Consider the following 19,196-nt stretch of genomic DNA (forward strand, 5'->3'; position numbering starts at 1 on the left):
CGTGTTCCGCCGCTCCGGGCCCGCCCGGACACGGAGACGTACGGGCCCGGTGACGAATCTGCGAGGCTATAGACGGTGAACGTGCTGGACATCCTGCTGCTGGCCGGCGCCGTGTGGTTCGCGGTCATCGGCTACCGCCAGGGGTTCGTCGTCGGCATTCTGTCGGTGATCGGGTTCCTGGGCGGCGGTCTCGTCGCCGTCTATCTGCTGCCGGTCCTGTGGGACCAGATGACGGACGGTTCGGAGGTCTCCTCCACCGCGGCCGTCGTCGCGGTCGTCATCGTGATCGTCTGCGCGTCGATCGGCCAGGCCTTCACCACCCATCTGGGCAACAAGCTCCGCCGCCACATCACGTGGTCGCCCGCGCGTGCCCTGGACGCAACCGGCGGCGCCCTGGTCAATGTGCTGGCCATGCTGCTGGTCGCCTGGCTGATCGGGTCCGCCCTGGCGGGCACCTCGCTGCCGACGCTGGGCAAGGAGGTCCGCAGCTCCTCGGTCCTGCTGGGCGTCTCCCGGGTGATGCCGTCACAGGCGTCCACCTGGTTCACGGACTTCTCGTCGGTCCTCGCGCAGAACGGCTTCCCGCAGGTCTTCAGCCCGTTCGCCAACGAACCGATCACCGAGGTCAGGGCCCCCGACCCGGCGCTGGTCGGCAGCCCCGTCGCCGCCCGCGCCAAGCAGTCCATCGTCAAGGTCGTGGGTACGGCCCCGAGCTGCGGCAAGGTCCTCGAAGGCACCGGGTTCGTGTTCTCCGACCGCCGGGTCATGACCAACGCCCACGTCGTCGGCGGCGTCGACGAGCCGACCGTCCAGATCGGGGGCCAGGGGCGCCTGTACGACGCGAAGGTCGTCCTCTACGACTGGCGGCGCGACATCGCCGTACTCGACGTACCCGACCTCGACGTGAAGCCGCTGCGGTTCGCGGACACCGAGAGCGACGCGGAGACGGGCGACAGCGCCATCGTCGCGGGCTTCCCGGAGAACGGCGCGTACGACGTACGCTCCGCGCGTGTCCGGGCCCGCATCGACGCCAACGGCCCCGACATCTACCACCGGGGTACGGTCCGCCGCGATGTGTACTCGCTCTACACCACGGTCCGCCAGGGCAACTCCGGCGGCCCGCTGCTGACCCCCGAGGGCAAGGTGTACGGAGTCGTGTTCGCGAAGTCGCTCGACGACCCGGACACCGGCTACGCGCTGACGGCGGACGAGATCCGCGACGACATCACGCAGGGACGCACCGCCAGCCAGCAGGTCGACAGCCAGGGGTGCGCGCTCTAGAGGTACACGGGCGGGCCCGGGGTGCGTCAGTTGCGGGGATGGCGCAGCCGCGCCGAGACCCAGCGGGCCCTGCGGCGGAGGATGCGTGAGATGCCGAGCCGAGGATCATGCATGACGTGCAAAGCGTGCACCCGGCCCTGGAGGCCGTCCCCCTCATGAATGCCCGGAACCGCCGTGGCGGTCGAGCGACGGTTGCGTGCTGCGTCACCGAAGTCGTGCGTCCAGCCCATACCCGGACGTCTGCCCGTGCCTCATGGTCCGTAACCGCCTATCCGCCAGCCAATTGGCCTATGCGTCAGGCACGTGGCTGTTCGTCGGACACGTGTGCCCCTGTGGCTAGCGGTCGGGCTCGGAATCCTTGAGCCAGTTGATGAGCTCGGCCGAGAACCCGGCCGGATCCTCCTCATGGGGGAAGTGGCCCAGACCGTCGAAAAGTCGCCAACGGTAGGGCGCCTCGACGTACTCGCCGGATCCGGCCGAGCTGCGGGTGCGGACCGCCGGATCGAGTGAACCGTGCAGATGCAGCGTGGGCACCCGGACGGGCCGTTTCATGCGCCGGTTGAACTGGATGCCGTCCGGGCGGGCCAGCGAGCGCACCATCCAGCGGTACGGCTCGATCGAGCAGTGCGCCGTCGAGGGGATGGCCATGGCACGCCGGTAGACGCCCAGCGTCGCCGCGTCGGGGAACTCCGCCTTGCCAGGACCCGCCCAGTCGCTGATCAGTCGTGCCACCAACGCGGCGTCGTCCGCCACGAGCTGACGCTCCGGCACCCACGGCCGCTGGAAGCCCCAGATGTACGAGCCGGCCCGGGACTGCGCGAAGTCGGAGAGCATCGAGGAGCGCCACCGCCGCGGGTGGGGCATTGAGGAGACGACCAGCCGGCGCACCAGCTTGGGGCGCATCACGGCGGCCGTCCAGGCCAGGTAGCCGCCCATGTCATGGCCGACCAGGGCGGCGTCCGGCTCGCCGAGCGACCGGATCACGCCGGTGATGTCGAGCGCCAGGTTGGCGGGGTCGTAGCCCCGGGGGGTGCGGTCGCTGCCGCCGACACCACGCAGGTCCATCGCCACGGCCCGGAAGCCGGCCCCGGCGAGCGCGGGCAGCTGGTGGCGCCAGGTCCACCAGAACTGCGGGAAGCCGTGCAGGAGGAGGACCAGCGGCCCGTCACCCATCTCGGCGATGTGGAAGCGGGCGCCGTTCGCCGCGACGTCCCGGTGCGTCCAGGGACCGTCGAGGCGAACGGGGCTGCCGGCCGGGGCGGACGGTGCGGGAGCCGGGCCCGCCGGGCCGGCCGGCCCTTCGTGGCCCGCCCGGTCCTCCGGGCCCACAGGGCCGGGTGCGCTGGAATCGGGGACGGTCATGTGGACGAGCGTGCCACAGCCGACGCCTTGTCCTGGACTGGTGCGCTCTCGATCGCCCGGTCCGCGCGGGTGCTGCCGCCCAGCGGAAGGATCGCGTCGGCGGCGGTCTCCGGACGGGGGTGCGGCTTGACGCCCTGCAGGACCGCGGCGGTCTGCTTGGCGGACGCGATGGACTTCTCCGGCGGCTTGACCTTCTTGAACTTGGCGTAGCCGAACAGCGCGAGCAGGACGCCCAGCAGGATGAACGCACCGCCCACGATCAGGAACGACCAGGCGAGGCCCAGCCCCAGATTGTGGATGCCGTACGCGGCTGCGAAGCTCAGCACCGGGATCGAGAACAGGACCAGCACGCCCGTGACGATGAAGGCCACGCTGCCGATGACGCCGCGCTTGACGTCCTGCCGCACCTCGGCCTTGGCCAGGGCGATTTCGTCGTGCACCAGCGCCGACAGTTCGGCCGTCGCCGACGCGACCAGCTGGCCGAGACTGCGGTCGGCGCTGCCCGCGTAATTGCCGGGGTCGCTCATCCCTGACTCCCTCTCCTGTTCAACATGTCCGATGTCAGATCATGCCGGACTGTCCGGCTCGCTGCTCGCTGCCCCCGCCAGTCGGGCAAGGCGGCGGTGCTCGGCCGCCTTCTGTTCGTAGAGCGCGGCCATCCTCAGGTGGTACGCCGGGTCGTCCTGTTCGTAGACGTCCGGCACTCCGGAACCGTCCTCGTCGAGTTCCTCGGCGTCGGACAGCGCCCTGTATCTCCGTACCCGGAGTTTGAGCAGTACACCGGAGAGTACGGCGGCAATCAGGGAGCCGAGCAGAACCGACGCCTTGATCTCGTTGATCATGTCGTCGTCACCGGCGAAGGCGAGCTCCCCGATCAGCAGCGACACGGTGAAGCCGATACCGGCGAGTGAGGCGATCGCGAAGACGTCCGCCCAGGCCAGCTCCTTGTTCAGCTCGGCTCTGGTGAGCCGGGTGGTCAACCACGTACCGCCGAAGACACCGATCGTCTTGCCGACGACGAGTCCCAGGACCACCCCGAGCGTCTCGGGCCGGTCGAACACACCGGCCAGCGCGCCGCCGGAGAGGGAGACTCCGGCGGAGAAGAGCGCGAAGACCGGAACGGCGAAGCCCGCCGACAGGGGGTGCACCAGGTGCTCGATGCGTTCCCCGGGCGACTGGTCCTCGCCCTCGCGCCGCGTGCAGCGCAGCATCAGGCCCATGGCGACGCCGGCGATGGTGGCGTGGACGCCGCTGTTGTACATCAGCCCCCAGACGACCACGGCGAGCGGTACGTAGACGTACCAGCCGCGCACGCCGAGGCGGAGCAGCAGGTGGAAGAGGCCCAGGCCGAGGAAGGCGCCGCCGAGCGCGAGGAAGTCGATGTCCTCGGTGAAGAAGACGGCGATGATCAGGATCGCGAAGAGGTCGTCCACGACGGCGAGCGTCAGCAGGAAGGCCCGGAGCGCGGCCGGGAGTGAGGTGCCGATGACGGCGAGAACGGCGAGTGCGAAGGCGATGTCGGTGGCGGTGGGAACCGCCCAGCCGGCCGTGGAACCGTCGCCGAGGACGTTCACCAGTGTGTAGACGACCGCCGGCACGGCCATGCCGCAGAGCGCGGCGGCCACGGGCAGCGCGGCGGCCCTGGGGTCGCGCAACTCACCTGCCACGAGTTCGCGTTTGAGTTCGACGCCCGCGACGAAGAAGAAGACCGCGAGCAGCCCGTCGGCGGCCCAGTGCGCCACGGAGAGGTGCAACCCGAGGGATTCGGGCCCGATGTGGAAGTCGCTGACGGCCGAGTAGCTCGAACCCGCTGTGTTGGCCCACACCAGCGCGGCCACGGCGGCGACCAGCAGGATGACGCCACCGACGGTCTCCGTACGCAGGGCGTCGGCGACATAGTTGCGCTCGGGGAGCGGCAGCCGCCCCAGGAAGGTGCGGCGCGGGCCGGTGGGTGCGGGAGTGGGCGTGGCCACGGGGGGAGACCTCCGGGTCGGTACGGCAGCGATGGCATGGCTGATGCACTTGCCGACCAGACTTCCCGGCACCCCTGTGGAGATTTTCTTATCGTGTTGTCGCTCAGCCGCCACTGTACCCGCGGGGCGTGGGAGCGGGGTGTGAGGGAGTGGTGATCTTCACCTTAAATGCCCGAAGGGCACCCGGCGCGTCGCCGGGTGCCCTTCGGGCTGTCGGTCGTCCGTCAGCGCCTCAGTCCTCGGACTGGGCCGACGGCAGCTGGCTCTGGATCAGGTCCATGACCGAGGAGTCGGTCAGGGTTGTGACATCACCCAGGGCCCTGTTCTCCGCCACGTCCCGCAGCAGGCGCCGCATGATCTTGCCGGAACGGGTCTTCGGCAGCTCGGCCACCGGCATGATGCGCTTCGGCTTGGCGATCGGGCCGAGCGTCGTACCGACGTGGTTGCGCAGCTCCGACACCAGCTCGTCGGAAGCGGTGGCCGTGCCCCGCAGGATGACGAAGGCGACGATGGCCTGGCCGGTCGTCTCGTCGGCGGCGCCGACCACGGCGGCCTCCGCGACCGACGGGTGCGAGACAAGCGCCGACTCGACCTCGGTGGTCGAGATGTTGTGCCCGGACACCAGCATCACGTCGTCGACCCGGCCCAGCAGCCAGATGTCGCCGTCCTCGTCCTTCTTGGCACCGTCGCCGGCGAAGTACTTGCCCTCGAAGCGTGACCAGTACGTGTCGAGGAACCGCTGGTCGTCGCGCCAGATGGTGCGGAGCATCGACGGCCACGGCTCGGTGAGGACCAGGTAGCCGCCTCCGCCGTTCGGGACCTCGTTGGCCTCGTCGTCGACGACGGTGGCCGAGATGCCCGGCAGGGCGCGCTGGGCGCTCCCCGGCTTGGTCTCCGTGACGCCCGGCAGCGGCGAGATCATCATCGTGCCGGTCTCGGTCTGCCACCAGGTGTCCACGATCGGGCACTTGTCGGCACCGATGTGCTTGCGGTACCAGATCCAGGCCTCGGGGTTGATCGGCTCGCCCACCGAACCGAGGACGCGCAGGGACGACAGGTCGAACTTGGCGGGGATGTCGTCCCCCCACTTCATGAACGTACGGATCGCGGTCGGCGCGGTGTAGAGGATCGTGACCCCGTACTTCTGGACGATCTCCCAGAAGCGGCCCTGGTGCGGGGTGTCGGGGGTGCCCTCGTACATCACCTGCGTGGCGCCGTTGGCCAGCGGCCCGTAGACGATGTACGAGTGTCCGGTCACCCAGCCGATGTCGGCGGTGCACCAGTAGACATCGGTCTCCGGCTTGAGGTCGAAGACCGCGTGGTGCGTGTACGCCGCCTGGGTGAGGTAACCGCCGGACGTGTGCAGGATGCCCTTGGGCTTCCCGGTCGTGCCCGACGTGTAGAGGATGAAGAGCGGCTGCTCCGCATCGAACGCCTCGGGGGTGTGCTCGGCGGACTGTCGGCCGGTGATCTCGTGCCACCAGACGTCGCGGCCCTCGGTCCACGCGGTGTCCTCGCCCGTACGCCGGACCACGAGGACGTGCTCCACGCTGTCGATGCGCGAGACGGCGTCGTCGACCGCGGGCTTGAGCGCGGACGGCTTGCCGCGGCGGTACCCGCCGTCGGCGGTGATGACGACCTTCGCGTCCGCGTCCTCGATGCGGGCGGCGATGGCGTCGGCGGAGAAGCCACCGAAGACGACCGAGTGCGCCGCACCGATGCGGGCACAGGCCAGCATCGCGAAGGCGGCCTCGGGGATCATCGGGAGGTAGACGGCAACCCGGTCGCCCTTGCCGACACCGAGCTCGGTGAGGGCGTTGGCGGCGCGGGAGACTTCGTCCTTCAGCTCCGCGTAGGTGATGGCGCGGCTGTCGCCGGGCTCGCCCTCGAAGTGGATGGCGACCCGGTCGCCGTGGCCCGCCTCGACGTGACGGTCCACGCAGTTGTAGGCCACGTTGAGCTTGCCGTCCGCGAACCACTTCGCGAAGGGCGGGTTGCTCCAGTCGAGGGTCTCGGTGGGCTCGGTGGCCCAGGTCAGGCGGCGGGCCTGCTCGGCCCAGAAGCCCAGCCGGTCCGCTTCGGCCTGCTCGTACGCCTCTGCGGTGACGTTGGCGTTGGCGGCCAGCTCGGCAGGCGGCGCGAACTTCCGCTCTTCCCGAAGCAGGTTGGCCAGGCTCTCGTTGCTCACGACTTCTCCCAGTCCCAGGGTGTCCGTTGTGTCCCGGGGCATAGCTCATCAGTCCCGAGGCCGGGTGACAAGTGTCTGCCAGGAATTGGTTTAGACCTGTGTCTCGTGTATAGAGGCATGATCCCGCTTCCACGCCGAGGCCGCGCAGGGCCGTGCCGGTGATGCGGATAGCGCGGATGTGCGGAGAACGCGTCAGCGGGATCACTAGGTCTCACGGACCCGAGCGGCGTGCGGTTCAGGCGCCGGTACGTGTCAGCTCGGCCGGATGAGCGGGTGAGATCGGGTCGAACACCGCAGCCGTGCCGACTCCGGTGCTCCCGTCCTCCGCCAGCAGATACGACTGGGCCTCGGCCACGTGGAAGTACATGCCGTGCAGCTGAAGGCTGCCATCGGCGATGCGGCAGGCCACCGACGGGTGCGCCCTCAGGTGGTCGAGCTGCTGGACCACGTTGGTCAGGCAGAGCTGCTCCACCGCATTGGCGGGCAGCCGGCCGGAGAACCGGGGCTGCGTGTCGCTGGTCGCACTCACCCGGCCCAGGCTCGGGAGCCCATGCCGGAGCCAGCGCCACAGCGACGTGTCGGAGGCCTGCGGCGCCCCTGCGAGCAGCGCGTTCATCGCCCCGCAGTCCGAGTGACCGCAGACGGTGATGGACTCGACGCCGAGCACGTCCACCGCGTACTCGATCGCGGCCCCCACCGAGTGGTCGCCCTCCTCTGCATCCGGGGGCGGCACAAGGTTGCCGATATTGCGCACGGTGAAGAGGTCGCCCGGACCGCTGGCTGTGATCATGCTGGTCACCAGACGGGAGTCCGCGCAGGTGATGAAGAACTGTGAGGGGCGCTGGCCCTCTCGGGCGAGCCGCGCCAGCTCACCGCGGACCAGCGGCGCCGTATCGCGCTGGAAGGAGCTCAGACCTCTGACCAGCCGGTGATCGCCTCCCGCGCGCGGGGGCCGGTCGGCGGCCGCGCGCGGGAGGCGATCACCGGCTGGTCAGAGGTCTGAGCTCCTTCCAGCGCGATACGGCGCCGCTGGTCCGCGGTGAGCCTGCACCGGCCTGCACCGGCTGGCCCAAACCCGGATTTCGGTCTCCGAACAGAACGGGCAGCATCTCGTCGTCGTACGCGGGCAGTTGACCTTCCTGGCAGTACCCCGCCTCAGCCGGATGCTCGGGGCTGCTGCGGTGCCGACGGAGAGCGCGGGGTCCGGCCGGTGGTTGGCTGCCGGCGAGGGAGGGGCGTGTTCGGGCTGGTCGTGGCAGTGGTGGTTGCGCCATGGGGTCCACGGACGGCAGCAGGAATAAGCCGCTGCGGCGGGCTCGGCGATTCTGCCGCCCGAGCGGCCGGCGAAGGCCACCTGGCCGCCGTGTGCCGTATGGGCGTTGCTCCAGTCCTGAATCGTCTCGTACGCCGCGTGGTCCATGAAGAAGCCGTCGAGCTCGACGACCACATCGGCGTCCTGGGGGAGTCGCCCGAGCATCCGGCTGAGGCGGGGTACTGCCAGGAAGGTCAACTGCCCGCGTACGACGACGAGATGCTGCCCGTTCTGTTCGGAGACCGAAATCCGGGTTTGGGCCAGCCGGTGCAGGGCGACGGCCACCGCGACGGCGATCCCGATCGCCACGCCCTTGAGGACGCCGACGACCAGCACGCCGGCGATCGTCGCTCCGTACACCAGGAATTCGCGGTGCTGGTGGACGTTGCGGATGTGCGCGAGGCTGACCATTTTGAGGCCGACCATCATCACCAGCGCGCCCAGGGCCGCCAGCGGAATGCGCTCAAGGGCTGTCACGAGAAAGGCAGAGGCGAGCAGGATCCACACGCCATGCAGCACGGTGGAGGCCCGGCTGGTCGCCCCGGCCCTCACATTCGCCGAACTGCGCACAGCGCCGCCGGATACCGCGAGTCCGCCCAGCAAGCCCGACACCGCGTTGGCGACGCCTTGAGCGCGCAGCTCCCGGTCGAGGTCGGAGCGCTTGAGCGGGGGAGCGAGCCGGTCGAGGCCGTCCGGGTGGGAACGGGCTTCGGCTGCGTCGGGGGCAGGGGGCACGGAAGCGGCGGACGGGTCTGCGGTCTCGAGCAGCTGGGATGCCGTGCCCGGTGCGTTGCCCGGTACTTCTCCGATCCCGGCCGGGGAGGCTCCGGAGCGGGCGCGGTTACGGTCGGCGGCCAGTTTGTCCACGGCGACGGCGGCGAGTAGTGACTCCAGGCTGGCCACCAGCATCATCGTGAACACGGCTGTGGCCAGACCGAGCACAGGACCCTGTGGCATTTCGGGCAGGGCGTGCGAGCGCCAGGAGGGGAGATCGACCCGGGCGATCGACGGCGCCGCCCACGCTGCCACGGCGGTGGCCAGGCCCACGGAAGCCAGGGCTGCCGGAACGCGGCGCAGAATCCGCCCGGCCCGTCCGGGCAGCAGTGGCCACAGGACGAGAGTGGCCACCGTGAGTGCGCCGATCAGCGGGGCGGCGGGACTGACACGTGCCAGCTGGTCCGGAAGGTGCAGGACGTTGGAGATGGCAGAGCTCTGTGGTGAACCGCCCAGCACGATGTGCAGTTGAGCGAGCGCGATGGCCACGCCGATGCCGGCGAGTGTGCCGTGGACGATCGCGGGAGAGACGGCGAGCGCGCTGCGGGCTGCCCGCAGGGAGCCGAGGGCGAGCTGAAGCAGTCCCGCCCCGATGGTGATGGCGCAGGTGGTGCGCCAGCCGTAGACCTGGATCGTCTCGGCCGTCACCACGGTCAGTCCGGCGGAGGGGCCGGAGACCTGGAGGGGAGTCCCGCCGAGAAGTCCGGCGACGATGCCGCCGACCGCGGCGGAGATGAGGCCCGCCTCCAGAGGCGCACCCATGGCGACGGCGAGACCGAGCGACATGGGGATGGCGAGCAGGAACACAGTGATGGACGCCGACACGTCGGCGCCCGCGATACGGAATCGTCCGCCGCGCGGGGGCGGGCTGTGTGGTCGCTTGACTCCCGAGGACCGGGAGGGGCGCGAACTGCGCGATGAGTGATCGTGGCGAGTGGGTACGCAGGCAGACATTTCCCGTCTCCTCCTGGGCAGCGCGGTCGCGAAATTCGGTGACGCGGCCGTGGGTCACGGCGTGCAGCGGCGGGATATCTCAACTCTCGGTAAATAGACAGTAATGGAGAGTAAAGAAGCGTGTCCAGGATTAAGGGCAAATGGGCCACTCGTCCACCCATTCCGGTGAATAAGCAGCTTTTCATTCGGCTTGTCGCGCCAGCCTTTCGACAGTACGTGCGACCTTGGCGGCTCCGTGTCGGCACTCGGCGCAAGCTACCTGTGAGAAAGAGGTGGGCGGATGATGGCCGCCACGAAGAGGATCGCTCTGGGCGTCATGGCTGTTGCGCTGATCGCGGGGGCGGCCGGGTGCTCGGCGGGCTCCGGATCAGGGGCCTCCGGTCTCGGGGCCGTCAACGGGGCCGCGGGCGAGAAGAAGAAGGCCGCGGAAGCGGCGCCCAAGTCCGTGTTCCGAGCCATTGGTGACGGGTCGACCGCCTTCACGGGTGTTCAGCCCAAGCAGCCGGTGGTGCAACGCCTGACGTCGGGACAGAAGCCCCCGCAGTTCGTGGTGTTCTCGTGGGACGGAGCGGGAGAGGACAGTCAGCGGCTCTTCTCGCACTTCCGTGAGGTGGGCAAGAAGTACGACGCCGCGATGACGTACTTCCTCAGCGGCGTGTACCTGCTCCCGGAAGGGAAGCGGACCCGGTACGACCCGCCCAAGCACAACGCCGGCAGCTCGGACATCGGCTTCAACGACACCAAGGGAATCCGGGACACCCTCACCCAGCTGCGCGGTGCCTGGCAGGACGGGAACGAGATCGGCACCCACTTCAACGGCCACTTCTGCGGCAACGACGGTGGCGTCGGGACCTGGTCCGTAGAGGAATGGAAGAGCGAGATCAGCCAGGCCAAGTCCTTCGTCAAGAGCTGGAGGACGAATGACCCGGTCCTCAAGGCCGAGAAGCCTCTTCCCTTCGACTACGACAAGGAACTGGTCGGCGGACGCACCCCTTGCCTGGAGGGCCGGAAGAACATGGTGGAGGCGGCACGCACCATGGGGTTCCGCTACGACTCCAGCGGCGTCAACGACCAGGTGTGGCCGGAGAAGAAGAGCGGGATCTGGGACCTCTCCATGCAGCTCGTCCCAGTCCCCGGGCGCGCCTTCGAGACGCTGTCGATGGACTACAACTTCATGTTCAACCAGTCCGGGACGACGCAAGGAGACCCGGACAAGCACGAGTACTGGGGAAACCAGATGCGTGACGGTCTGCTCCAGGCCTTCGACCGCGCGTACGACGGCAACCGTGCGCCGCTGATCATCGGCAACCACTTCGAGTCCTGGAACGGTGGCACGTACATGCGTGCCATCGAGGAGACGATCGCGACGGTCTGCACCAAGGCCGACGTGCGCTGCGTCTCGTTCAGGCAGCTTGCGGACTGGCTCGACGCACAGGACCCGGCGACACTGGCGAAGCTCCGGACGCTGAAGGTCGGCCAGGAGCCCGAGGCCGGCTGGCCCACGTTCCTCAAGAAGGGGGCAATCCGGGACCAGGAGGCCTCCAAGGCGCCGGCCGCGGCCGCGGGGAATCCGGCCGACCGCTAGGGAGTTGGTACGTGCACCGGGGCGCCGAGCCTTAGATGCGCCCGGCGCCGTCCGGCGCCCTCACCAAGGCATCGGAGGCGCCGTGGTCGGCCCGCCCGAAGCCTCGGCCGCTCAGGCAGGCTGGGCGGCCTCGGCGCGAATGAGGCCCTCGTCCAGCACGAAGGCCGGGTCGACCTGGGCAGCAAGGTCTGCCCCGGTCTTGTCGTTTCCCCAGCTCTCCGCGTTCCTCAGATGGAAATGGACCATCTGGCGCGTGTAGCGCCCCCAGTCCCGCCGTTCGTACGAGTCCTCCGCCGCGTTCTGCAGGGACTGCAGTGCCATCCTGTTGTCGGCCTCGAGCAGTTCGAAGCGCGCGGGGCGGCCCTTCTCCATGGCCCGCACCCAGTCGGAGTGGCCGACCGTGACCAGCAGGTCGTCGCCCACCTCGGCGCGTAGGAACTCCAGGTCGTCCTCGCCCTGAACCTTGTTCCCGACGACCTTCAGATCCACACCGAAGTCCCGCGCGTACTCCTTGTACTGGCGGTAGACCGAGACGCCCTTGCGGGTCGGTTCGGCGATGAGGAACGTCATGTCGAAGCGAGTGAACATCCCTGAGGCGAAGGAGTCCGAACCGGCGGTCATGTCGACCACCACATACTCGTCGGGGCCGTCGACGAGGTGGTTGAGGCAGAGCTCGACCGCACCGACCTTGGAGTGGTAGCACGCCACACCGAGGTCCGACTCGGTGAACGGCCCCGTCGCCATCAACCGGATGTCCCCGTCGTCGAGCCGGACCGTGCGTGCACAGGCCTCGAAGATCGGGTTGTCCTCGCACACGCGCAGCAGGCGTGAGCCCTCGCCCGGTGGCGTCGTCTTGATCATCGTCTCGGCCGAGGCGATGCGCGGATTGCTGCCGCGCAGATACTCCTTGATCAGGGGCAGCTGCGCCCCCATGGCGGGCAGTGCGGCGGCGTCGTCCTCGTCGAGGCCGAGCGCTGTTCCGAGGTGCTGGTTGATGTCGGCGTCCACCGCGAGGACGTGGGCTTCATTGGCAGCGAGGTGGCGGATGAAGAGCGAGGACAGCGTGGTCTTACCGCTGCCGCCCTTCCCTACGAAAGCGATCTTCATGTTCACCTAGGGTAGTCGATCCATCGCTATGGGTTGTCAGTTTCCGTGAAGAAGGCCACTCCCGGCCGGTGGGCGGGCGTGAGGCGCGTAGCCTCGCTACTTATGAGTACGACTTCCTCGGACCCGCTCGTCGCCCTGAGCGCTCTGCCGGGTGTGACCGACGCGGTGGACTCCGTACGCAAGGCCGTCGACCGGGTCTACGGGCACCGCGTGATGCGGCGCCGCAGCAACGAAGTCACCGCGGAGGCCGCTCTGCGGGGCGCCCGCGGATCGGCCGCGCTGTCCGGTGCCGACTGGAACCTCGAGGAAGTGCGCCGTCGCACCGACTTCAGCGGTGACGACGAGGCGCGTGTCGTCGGGTCGGCCCTCCGCCTGACGGCGGAGGCGGGTCAGCTGCTTTCCATCTGGCGGCAGTCGCCGTTGCGTGTTCTCGCACGGCTCCACCTGGTGGCCGCGGGGGGCGCTGCCCCCGAGGATGCTGTCGGGCGGCCCAGGCTCGCGGGTGAACCGGTGGACGAGCCGCTGGTCAAGGCACCGCTGCCGGACGCGGACGAGGTTGCGGGCCGACTGGACGGGCTCGCCCGGCTCATTCTCTCGGGGAGTGAGGCGCCCGCCCTGGTGACCGCCGCCGTCGTCCACGGGGAACTGTTGGCCCTGCGTCCCTTCGGGTCGCACAACGGCCTGGTGGCGCGCACTGCGGAGCGGATCGTGCTGATCGGAAGCGGGCTCGATCCCAAGTCGATCTGTCCGGCCGAAGTCGGGCACGCAGAACAGGGGCGGGCGGCCTATGTGGCGGCCTTCGACGGCTATCTGTCGGGCACGCCGGCCGGCATGGTCGCCTGGATCAAGCACTGCGGACGCTCGGCGGAACTCGGTGTCCGGGAATCGACCGCCGTGTGTGAGGCGCTTCAGCGAGGCGCGGCATAGCGCCCTCGCCCGCAGCGTCAACGGCGCTTCCCGGCAACTGCGTCGCAAGCTGGGACCGACTGTGAAGCGGGCGTCGAACGTGGTTGCGGCGGTACCGGTCCGGTACCGCCGCTGGCATGTCCGCCCAGTTACCAAGCGTCCTCGTTATGTGCCCATCAGGTCGGGGTCTTTGCCCGCTCCTGGTGCGGCTGGCCCGTAATCGACGGGTCGACGTCGCGTGGGTGCCGGGTTTCCATGCGCGGTCCGTGGGGCCTTGCTGCGTAATTCAGGTCATCCTCGCGGATGTCCTTGGTCTCGCGGGCCGTTGAATCCTTTGTACTCCAGGCGCTGGAAGAGCGGTAGTGCTGACCGCACTTCTTTACTTTTGGGTTCAATTACGGACGAGTTGGTTCAATGAGCTGTGTCAGGCGGAAGCCGCAGTTGCTCGCCGACGGGCGGCGTACCAGACGACTCCAGCGGTGAGAGCGGCCGCGCTCACCGCTGCCGCGGCCATGAGTGCGGGGCGCGGCGGCAGGGAGAGCGCGGAGAGGCGCTGCTTGAGCCGGACGGGCCGGTCGAAGGCGAGAATCGGCCACTCCCGGAGGGTCGCCTCCCGGCGCAGCGCGCGGTCCGGGTTGACCGCGTGCGGATGGCCGACGGATTCCAGCATGGGTACGTCGGTCGCCGAATCGCTGTACGCGTAGCAGCGGGCCAGGTCGTAGCCCTCCGAAACTGCGAGTGCCTTGATGGCCTCCGCCTTCGTGGGCCCGTACGCGTAGTACTCCACCTCGCCCGTGTAGCAGCCGTCGTCCCCGACGACCATGCGGGTGGCGACGACGCGGTCGGCGCCGAGCAGCTCGCCGATCGGTTCGACGACCTCGGCACCCGAGGTCGAGACGATCACGACATCGCGGCCGGCGGTGTGATGCTCTTCGATGAGCGTCGCCGCTTCGTCATAGATGATCGGGTCGATAAGGTCGTGCAGGGTCTCGGCCACAAGTTCCTTGACCTGCTGTACGTTCCAGCCCTTGCAGAGCGCCGAAAGATATTCGCGCATCCGCTCCATCTGGTCGTGGTCCGCGCCCCCGGCAAGGAACACGAACTGCGTGTACGCAGTGCGCAGCACGGCGCGGCGGTTGATCAGTCCACCGTGGTAGAAGGACTTGCTGAAGGTCAGTGTCGAAGACTTCGCAATGACCGTCTTGTCCAGGTCGAAGAAGGCGGCTGTGCGCGGCAAGAAGCGGTTTTCCACAAGGCAGAGCATAGGGGGCGGCCATTCGGCGTAAACCCCGGCGCGTGGGTTTGCCTGAGAAGGGCGTCGGGTACACCATGGAAGTCACGGATCGTTCGCGACCGTGCTAACCCGGTCCGGCTCCTCCCCCCCGAGTCGGCCGTGGGGACGACCCCCGCTCTCCCCCCCGGCGGGGGTCGTCGCATGTCCAGACGCGGTTTGTCGAGCGGAATCGACCATTTCTCCTCCTTCTGCTCCATGTCGGGTCATGTCTGCACCCGACGCACGCTCAGCCTGCATCGTGACACTGAGTAGCGGAAGAGTCGCACCGGGAAGTCACCGGTATGAGCTACGGAGTTATTCACAACCGCCGAGTTGTCCACGGTTTTTGAGCAAGATCCACATGATTTCCGGAAGCGCCGCACCGTGATTCCACCCGTGAAGTCCACGGGTACCGGAATCGCCGTTCTCGGATGAGCTCCGAGACCGCCGTGAACCACGGCGAGGGCGAGTGATGGAGGGGGTGGAGAGTATGGCTGAATCCAGTGCGCTGGATCGGTCGACGACAGTCGGCGCGCGACGGAGCGGACCGCTGATCGTGACCGAGGACGTGGACCTGCTCGACGATCTGCTGAGGCTGTGCGCGGCGGCCGGTGCGGAGCCGGAAGTTCATCACACGCTTCCCGGCCACCGAGGGGGCTGGGAGCAGGCACCCGTGGTCCTCGTCGGTGATGACGCGGCCGCACGGTGCCGCGGGGCGGCGCGCAGGCGTGGCGTCATGGTCGTGGGCAGGGGCCAGGACACACCCGATGTCTGGCGCCGGGCCGTCGAAATCGGCGCCGAGTACGTGATCCGGCTGCCCGACTCGGAGAGCTGGCTCGTCGACCAGATCGCCAATGCGGCGGAGGGTGTCGGCCGGCCCGCGCTCACGTTGGGGGTGATCGGGGGCCGGGGCGGTGCGGGAGCGTCCACGCTGGCCTGTGCTCTCGCGGTGACCGCGGCAAGGGCCGGACAGCGGACGATGCTCATCGACGGGGATCCGTTGGGCGGCGGCATCGACGTGCTGCTCGGTGGCGAGCGGGCCGAGGGGATGAGGTGGCCTGATTTCGCCCATTCCAAGGGGCGTGTCGGTGGAGGTGCGCTGGAGGAATCGCTGCCCGCGCTGCATGGGCTGCGGGTTCTCAGCTGGGGCCGTGACGACTGGGTGGTCATCCCACCGCCTGCCATGCGGGCGGTGCTGGCCGCAGCGCGCAGGCTCGGTGGGGTGGTGGTGGTCGATCTGCCGCGCCGAGTGGACGAAGCGGTTGCCGAAGCCCTTGCCCAGCTCGACCTGGGGCTTGTGGTCGTTCCAGGGGAACTGCGCGGGGTCGCGGCGGCGAAGCGAGTGACGTCGATGGCCGGGATGGTGCTCGACGACCTGCGCGTGGTGGCGCGGGGTCCGTACGCACCCGGGCTCGACGAGCAATGGGTGGCCCAGGCCATGGGTCTTCCGCTGGCAGGCGAAGTCCCTTGGGAGAAGGGCCTGTCGGCCGAGCAGAACATGGGCGAACCGCCCGGCGGCAATGCACGTGGGCCGCTTGCCAGGTTCTGCGCCGCCTTCTGGGAACAGGCACTTGTGGGCGAGAGCGCCAACGGTCCGGGCGCCGGAGGAGTCTCATGACCGAGACGCTGCTCGACGCCGTGAGGCAACGGCTCGCGTGCAGCGGTACGGCGCCGACCCCGGCCGGGGTCGCCGCCGCGCTGCGCGCCCAGGGCCGCCTGCTCGGGACAGCCGAAGTGCTGGGCCGGGCAGACGAGTTGAGGGGCGAGTTGATCGGGGCCGGAGTACTGGAACCGCTCTTGGCCGATCCCGGCGTCACGGATGTCCTGGTGTCCGCCCCCGACCGGGTCTGGGTGGACCGTGGTGGCGGGCTCGAACTCACCGAGGTGACCTTCGCGGACGCGGCCGCGGTTCGCAGGCTGGCACAACGGCTCGCGGCTGTGGCGGGCCGCCGGCTCGACGACGCCAGGCCCTGGGTCGACGCGAGACTTCCGGACGGCACCCGCATGCATGCCGTGCTGCCCCCGGTATCGGTCGGCTCGACATGCCTGTCGCTCCGGGTGGTCAGGCCCAGGGCCTTCTCACTGGCGGAGCTGGTCAAGGCCGGGACCGTACCGCCCGGGGGAGACCGGGTACTGAGAGCTCTGGTGGAGGCGAGGGTCTCGTATCTGATCAGCGGTGGGACCGGGGCAGGGAAGACGACTCTGCTGTCGAGCCTGCTGGGAGCGGTGGGGGAGGGCGAGCGGATTGTGCTCGCCGAGGACTCGGCAGAACTGCGACCGGACCATCCGCATGTCGTGCGGCTGGAGTCACGCCCCGCCAATCAGGAGGGTGCCGGGCGGGTGACTCTCCGGGATCTGGTGCGGCAAGCCCTGCGCATGCGTCCCGACCGGCTGGTGGTCGGTGAAGTGCGGGGCAGCGAGGTGACCGAGCTCCTGGCAGCCCTCAATACGGGGCACGAGGGAGGTTCCGGCACGGTTCATGCCAATGCTGCCGGGCATGTCCCGGCACGGCTGGAGGCGCTGGGAACCGCAGCGGGGCTGGACCGGGTGGCGCTGCACAGTCAGCTCGCGGCGGCCTTGTCCGTCGTGGTCCACCTCGTACGGGACCGCGCGGGTCGCAGGCGGATCGCGGACATCCACGTGCTGGAGCGGGATGCGGCGGGGCTGGTGCTGACGGTCCCGGCGCTGCGCTGGGGTCCCATGGGTTTCGAGCGGGAACGGGGTTGGGAGCGGCTGAACGCGCTGATCGGGGGTGCGCTGTGACCGGGGGCACGTCGTCGGCCGGTGTGCCGGAGGCGGTACATGCGGCTGCGCTGTGCGCGGCGACGGCGGTGTGGCTGGTCCTGGCAGGGCACGGGAGGCCGCTGCGGAGAGCGCGGGCGCTCCTCTCCGACGGCAGCGGGCAGCCGCGGGCCCGGGAAAGGTGGTGGAGAGCGCGCAGCCGGTGGGAGGAACGGCTCCGGGGACGCGGGGAGTGGCTCTGTCTCCCGGCGGCATCGGTTCTGGCACTGCTCGGCCAGTCCGTACTGCCGTTGATCGCGGGGGCTGTCGCGGTTCCCGTGATGCGGCGGTGGTTGCGGAAGAGGAAGCGGCGCAAGGACCAGGAAGCCCGCGCGGACGGGGTGGTGGACCTGTGCGGCGCGCTGGTCGGTGAGCTGAGGGCCGGCCACGAGCCGGGGCAGGCTCTGCTCGTCGCGATACGCGGGACGGACGTGATGGGCGAATCCGGGGTCCGGGTATCGGCTGCGGCCCGGTTCGGCGGGGATGTGCCGAAGGCGCTGGTCCAGGCGGCGGGCGAACCGGGGCTGGACGGGCTGGCCGGAGTGGCCGCCTGCTGGCGAGTGGCGGTGGGCAGTGGTGCCGGGCTCGCGGCCGGGCTGGCTCGGCTGGAGAGCGCGCTGCGGGCCGAACGTTGTCAGCGCGATGAGCTGCGGGCGCAGTTGGCGGGAGCGTGGTCGACGGTCGCGGTGCTGGCCCTGCTCCCCGTGCTCGGGATGGGGCTCGGTGCCGCACTCGGAGCGGACCCGCTGAGGGTGCTGCTTCACAGCACGGCCGGCCTGGTCTGCCTGGTGACGGGCGGGCTGCTCGAGGTGGGCGGTCTCCTGTGGGCCGCCCGGATCGTCCGGGCGGGAGAAGCGGTATGAGCGCGTCGGCCGGTGGACTCGCGCAGGCAGTGGAGGCCGTCGGGGCGGCACTCGCGCTTCACACACGCGTGGTTCTTCCCTTGGTCCGGCGCCGGGTGGGCCGACGGGTCCGGCGTCGAGGCGAGCGGCTTCTGGCAGTGGCACCGGTGGTTCCCGCCGTGGGGCCGGGTGCATCCCGGTCAACGGGTCGCCGGGCGCGCCGACCGGTCTCCGCCGGTTTGGTCAGGCAGTGGGCGATGGTGCCGGCGGTCGCGCTGACCGGGTGGTTCCTCGTGGGAGGCCCGGTGGGTTGGGTGGCCGGTCTGGCCTCGGCCTACGGTGCCTGGCGGTGGCAGCGAGCGCGGCTCGGGCCCGCCGCCGTACGCGCCTTTGAGGCCAAAGCGCATACAGCGGAGGCGGCGCGGCAGCTTCCCATGGCGGCGGATCTGCTGGCCGCCTGCATCTCTGCGGGTGCCGGGCCGGTGGATGCGGCCGAGGCAGTGGGTGAGTCGCTGGGCGGCCCGGTCGGTGAGCAACTCGCGCGCACGGCGGCGGAGATCCGGCTCGGCGGGGACCCCACTGTCGCCTGGGGGCGGTTCGGCGAGATACCAGGGGCCGCTGCTCTGGCCCGCTGCCTGGACCGGGCGGGCTCCACCGGCGCTCCGGCGGCGGAACCGGTCGCGCGCATGGCCGAGGCGTTGCGGGCCGAGCGGGCGAGGGCGGCGGTGGCGCGGGCTCAGCGGGCCGCAGTGACGGTCACCGCGCCTGTCGGACTGTGCTTCCTCCCCGCGTTCCTGGCGGTCGGGGTGGCGCCCGTGGTGATCGGGCTGGCCGGGGGCTTGCTGCAACCGGCGTGAC

The 19,196-nt window shown here is 69.8% G+C and carries 14 protein-coding genes and 1 pseudogene; 7 read left to right on the forward strand and 8 right to left on the reverse strand.

Annotated elements, in window-relative coordinates; translation table 11 throughout:
- Positions 1 to 75: 75 nt before the first annotated feature.
- Positions 76 to 1,281, forward strand: coding sequence for a MarP family serine protease (locus EAO73_RS04725; RefSeq protein ID WP_147970228.1), 1,206 nt, complete (start codon positions 76 to 78; stop codon positions 1,279 to 1,281).
- Between the two features lie 26 nt (positions 1,282 to 1,307).
- Here the strand turns inward: EAO73_RS04725 and EAO73_RS36350 are convergent, their stop codons facing one another.
- The 6 genes and pseudogenes from EAO73_RS36350 to EAO73_RS04755 form a co-directional block, all read right to left on the reverse strand.
- Positions 1,308 to 1,511, reverse strand: a complete 204-nt coding sequence (locus EAO73_RS36350; protein ID WP_073966437.1) for a hypothetical protein — start codon at positions 1,509 to 1,511, stop codon at positions 1,308 to 1,310.
- Positions 1,512 to 1,617: 106 nt separating this feature from the next.
- Entirely contained in the window at positions 1,618 to 2,643 is a 1,026-nt protein-coding gene (locus EAO73_RS04735) for an alpha/beta fold hydrolase (RefSeq protein WP_147970229.1), read from the reverse strand.
- Positions 2,640 to 3,170 (reverse strand): phage holin family protein, encoded by a 531-nt coding sequence (locus EAO73_RS04740; RefSeq protein WP_147970230.1) that lies wholly within the window; start codon positions 3,168 to 3,170, stop codon positions 2,640 to 2,642. The genes EAO73_RS04735 and EAO73_RS04740 overlap by 4 nt, the downstream gene beginning before the upstream one ends.
- Positions 3,171 to 3,209: 39 nt before the next feature.
- Positions 3,210 to 4,616, reverse strand: a complete 1,407-nt coding sequence (nhaA, locus tag EAO73_RS04745) for a Na+/H+ antiporter NhaA (protein WP_147970231.1) — start codon at positions 4,614 to 4,616, stop codon at positions 3,210 to 3,212.
- 232 nt (positions 4,617 to 4,848) lie between these two features.
- A complete protein-coding gene (gene acs / locus EAO73_RS04750) occupies positions 4,849 to 6,846 on the reverse strand; it encodes an acetate--CoA ligase (RefSeq protein WP_147970232.1) in 1,998 nt (665 codons plus the stop codon).
- A 193-nt stretch (positions 6,847 to 7,039) separates the two neighbouring features.
- A pseudogene (locus tag EAO73_RS04755) lies at positions 7,040 to 9,844 on the reverse strand (bifunctional SulP family inorganic anion transporter/carbonic anhydrase).
- A 280-nt stretch (positions 9,845 to 10,124) separates the two neighbouring features.
- On the opposite strand from EAO73_RS04755, the gene EAO73_RS04760 reads away from it, so the two are divergent.
- The gene (locus EAO73_RS04760; protein ID WP_147970233.1) at positions 10,125 to 11,429 is read left to right on the forward strand and encodes a hypothetical protein; all 1,305 of its coding nucleotides are present in this window, start codon (positions 10,125 to 10,127) and stop codon (positions 11,427 to 11,429) included.
- A gap of 111 nt (positions 11,430 to 11,540) precedes the next feature.
- Here EAO73_RS04760 and EAO73_RS04765 read toward each other — a convergent pair whose 3' ends face one another.
- Positions 11,541 to 12,542 (reverse strand): AAA family ATPase, encoded by a 1,002-nt coding sequence (locus EAO73_RS04765; protein WP_147970234.1) that lies wholly within the window; start codon positions 12,540 to 12,542, stop codon positions 11,541 to 11,543.
- Between the two features lie 96 nt (positions 12,543 to 12,638).
- On the opposite strand from EAO73_RS04765, the gene EAO73_RS04770 reads away from it, so the two are divergent.
- Positions 12,639 to 13,463 (forward strand): oxidoreductase, encoded by an 825-nt coding sequence (locus EAO73_RS04770; RefSeq protein ID WP_147970235.1) that lies wholly within the window; start codon positions 12,639 to 12,641, stop codon positions 13,461 to 13,463.
- Positions 13,464 to 13,866: 403 nt separating this feature from the next.
- Here the strand turns inward: EAO73_RS04770 and EAO73_RS04775 are convergent, their stop codons facing one another.
- Positions 13,867 to 14,706 (reverse strand): HAD family hydrolase, encoded by an 840-nt coding sequence (locus EAO73_RS04775; RefSeq protein ID WP_147970236.1) that lies wholly within the window; start codon positions 14,704 to 14,706, stop codon positions 13,867 to 13,869.
- 565 nt (positions 14,707 to 15,271) lie between these two features.
- Between EAO73_RS04775 and ssd the strand changes: the two genes are divergently transcribed.
- Genes ssd through EAO73_RS04795 form a run of 4 tightly spaced genes read left to right on the forward strand, consistent with a single transcriptional unit; the run spans position 15,272 to position 19,195 of the window.
- Positions 15,272 to 16,333, forward strand: a complete 1,062-nt coding sequence (gene ssd, locus EAO73_RS04780) for a septum site-determining protein Ssd (RefSeq protein ID WP_191134007.1) — start codon at positions 15,272 to 15,274, stop codon at positions 16,331 to 16,333.
- The gene (locus EAO73_RS04785; protein WP_147970238.1) at positions 16,330 to 17,478 is read left to right on the forward strand and encodes a TadA family conjugal transfer-associated ATPase; all 1,149 of its coding nucleotides are present in this window, start codon (positions 16,330 to 16,332) and stop codon (positions 17,476 to 17,478) included. The genes ssd and EAO73_RS04785 overlap by 4 nt, the downstream gene beginning before the upstream one ends.
- The gene (locus tag EAO73_RS04790) at positions 17,475 to 18,359 is read left to right on the forward strand and encodes a type II secretion system F family protein (RefSeq protein ID WP_191133935.1); all 885 of its coding nucleotides are present in this window, start codon (positions 17,475 to 17,477) and stop codon (positions 18,357 to 18,359) included. The genes EAO73_RS04785 and EAO73_RS04790 overlap by 4 nt, the downstream gene beginning before the upstream one ends.
- On the forward strand, positions 18,356 to 19,195 hold the full coding sequence (locus EAO73_RS04795) for a type II secretion system F family protein (RefSeq protein ID WP_191133936.1): 840 nt from the start codon (positions 18,356 to 18,358) through the stop codon (positions 19,193 to 19,195). Before EAO73_RS04790 ends, EAO73_RS04795 begins: the two co-directional genes overlap by 4 nt.
- Position 19,196 lies beyond the last annotated feature (1 nt).

The organism is Streptomyces sp. col6 (assembly GCF_008042035.1).
GTDB lineage: Bacteria > Actinomycetota > Actinomycetes > Streptomycetales > Streptomycetaceae > Streptomyces.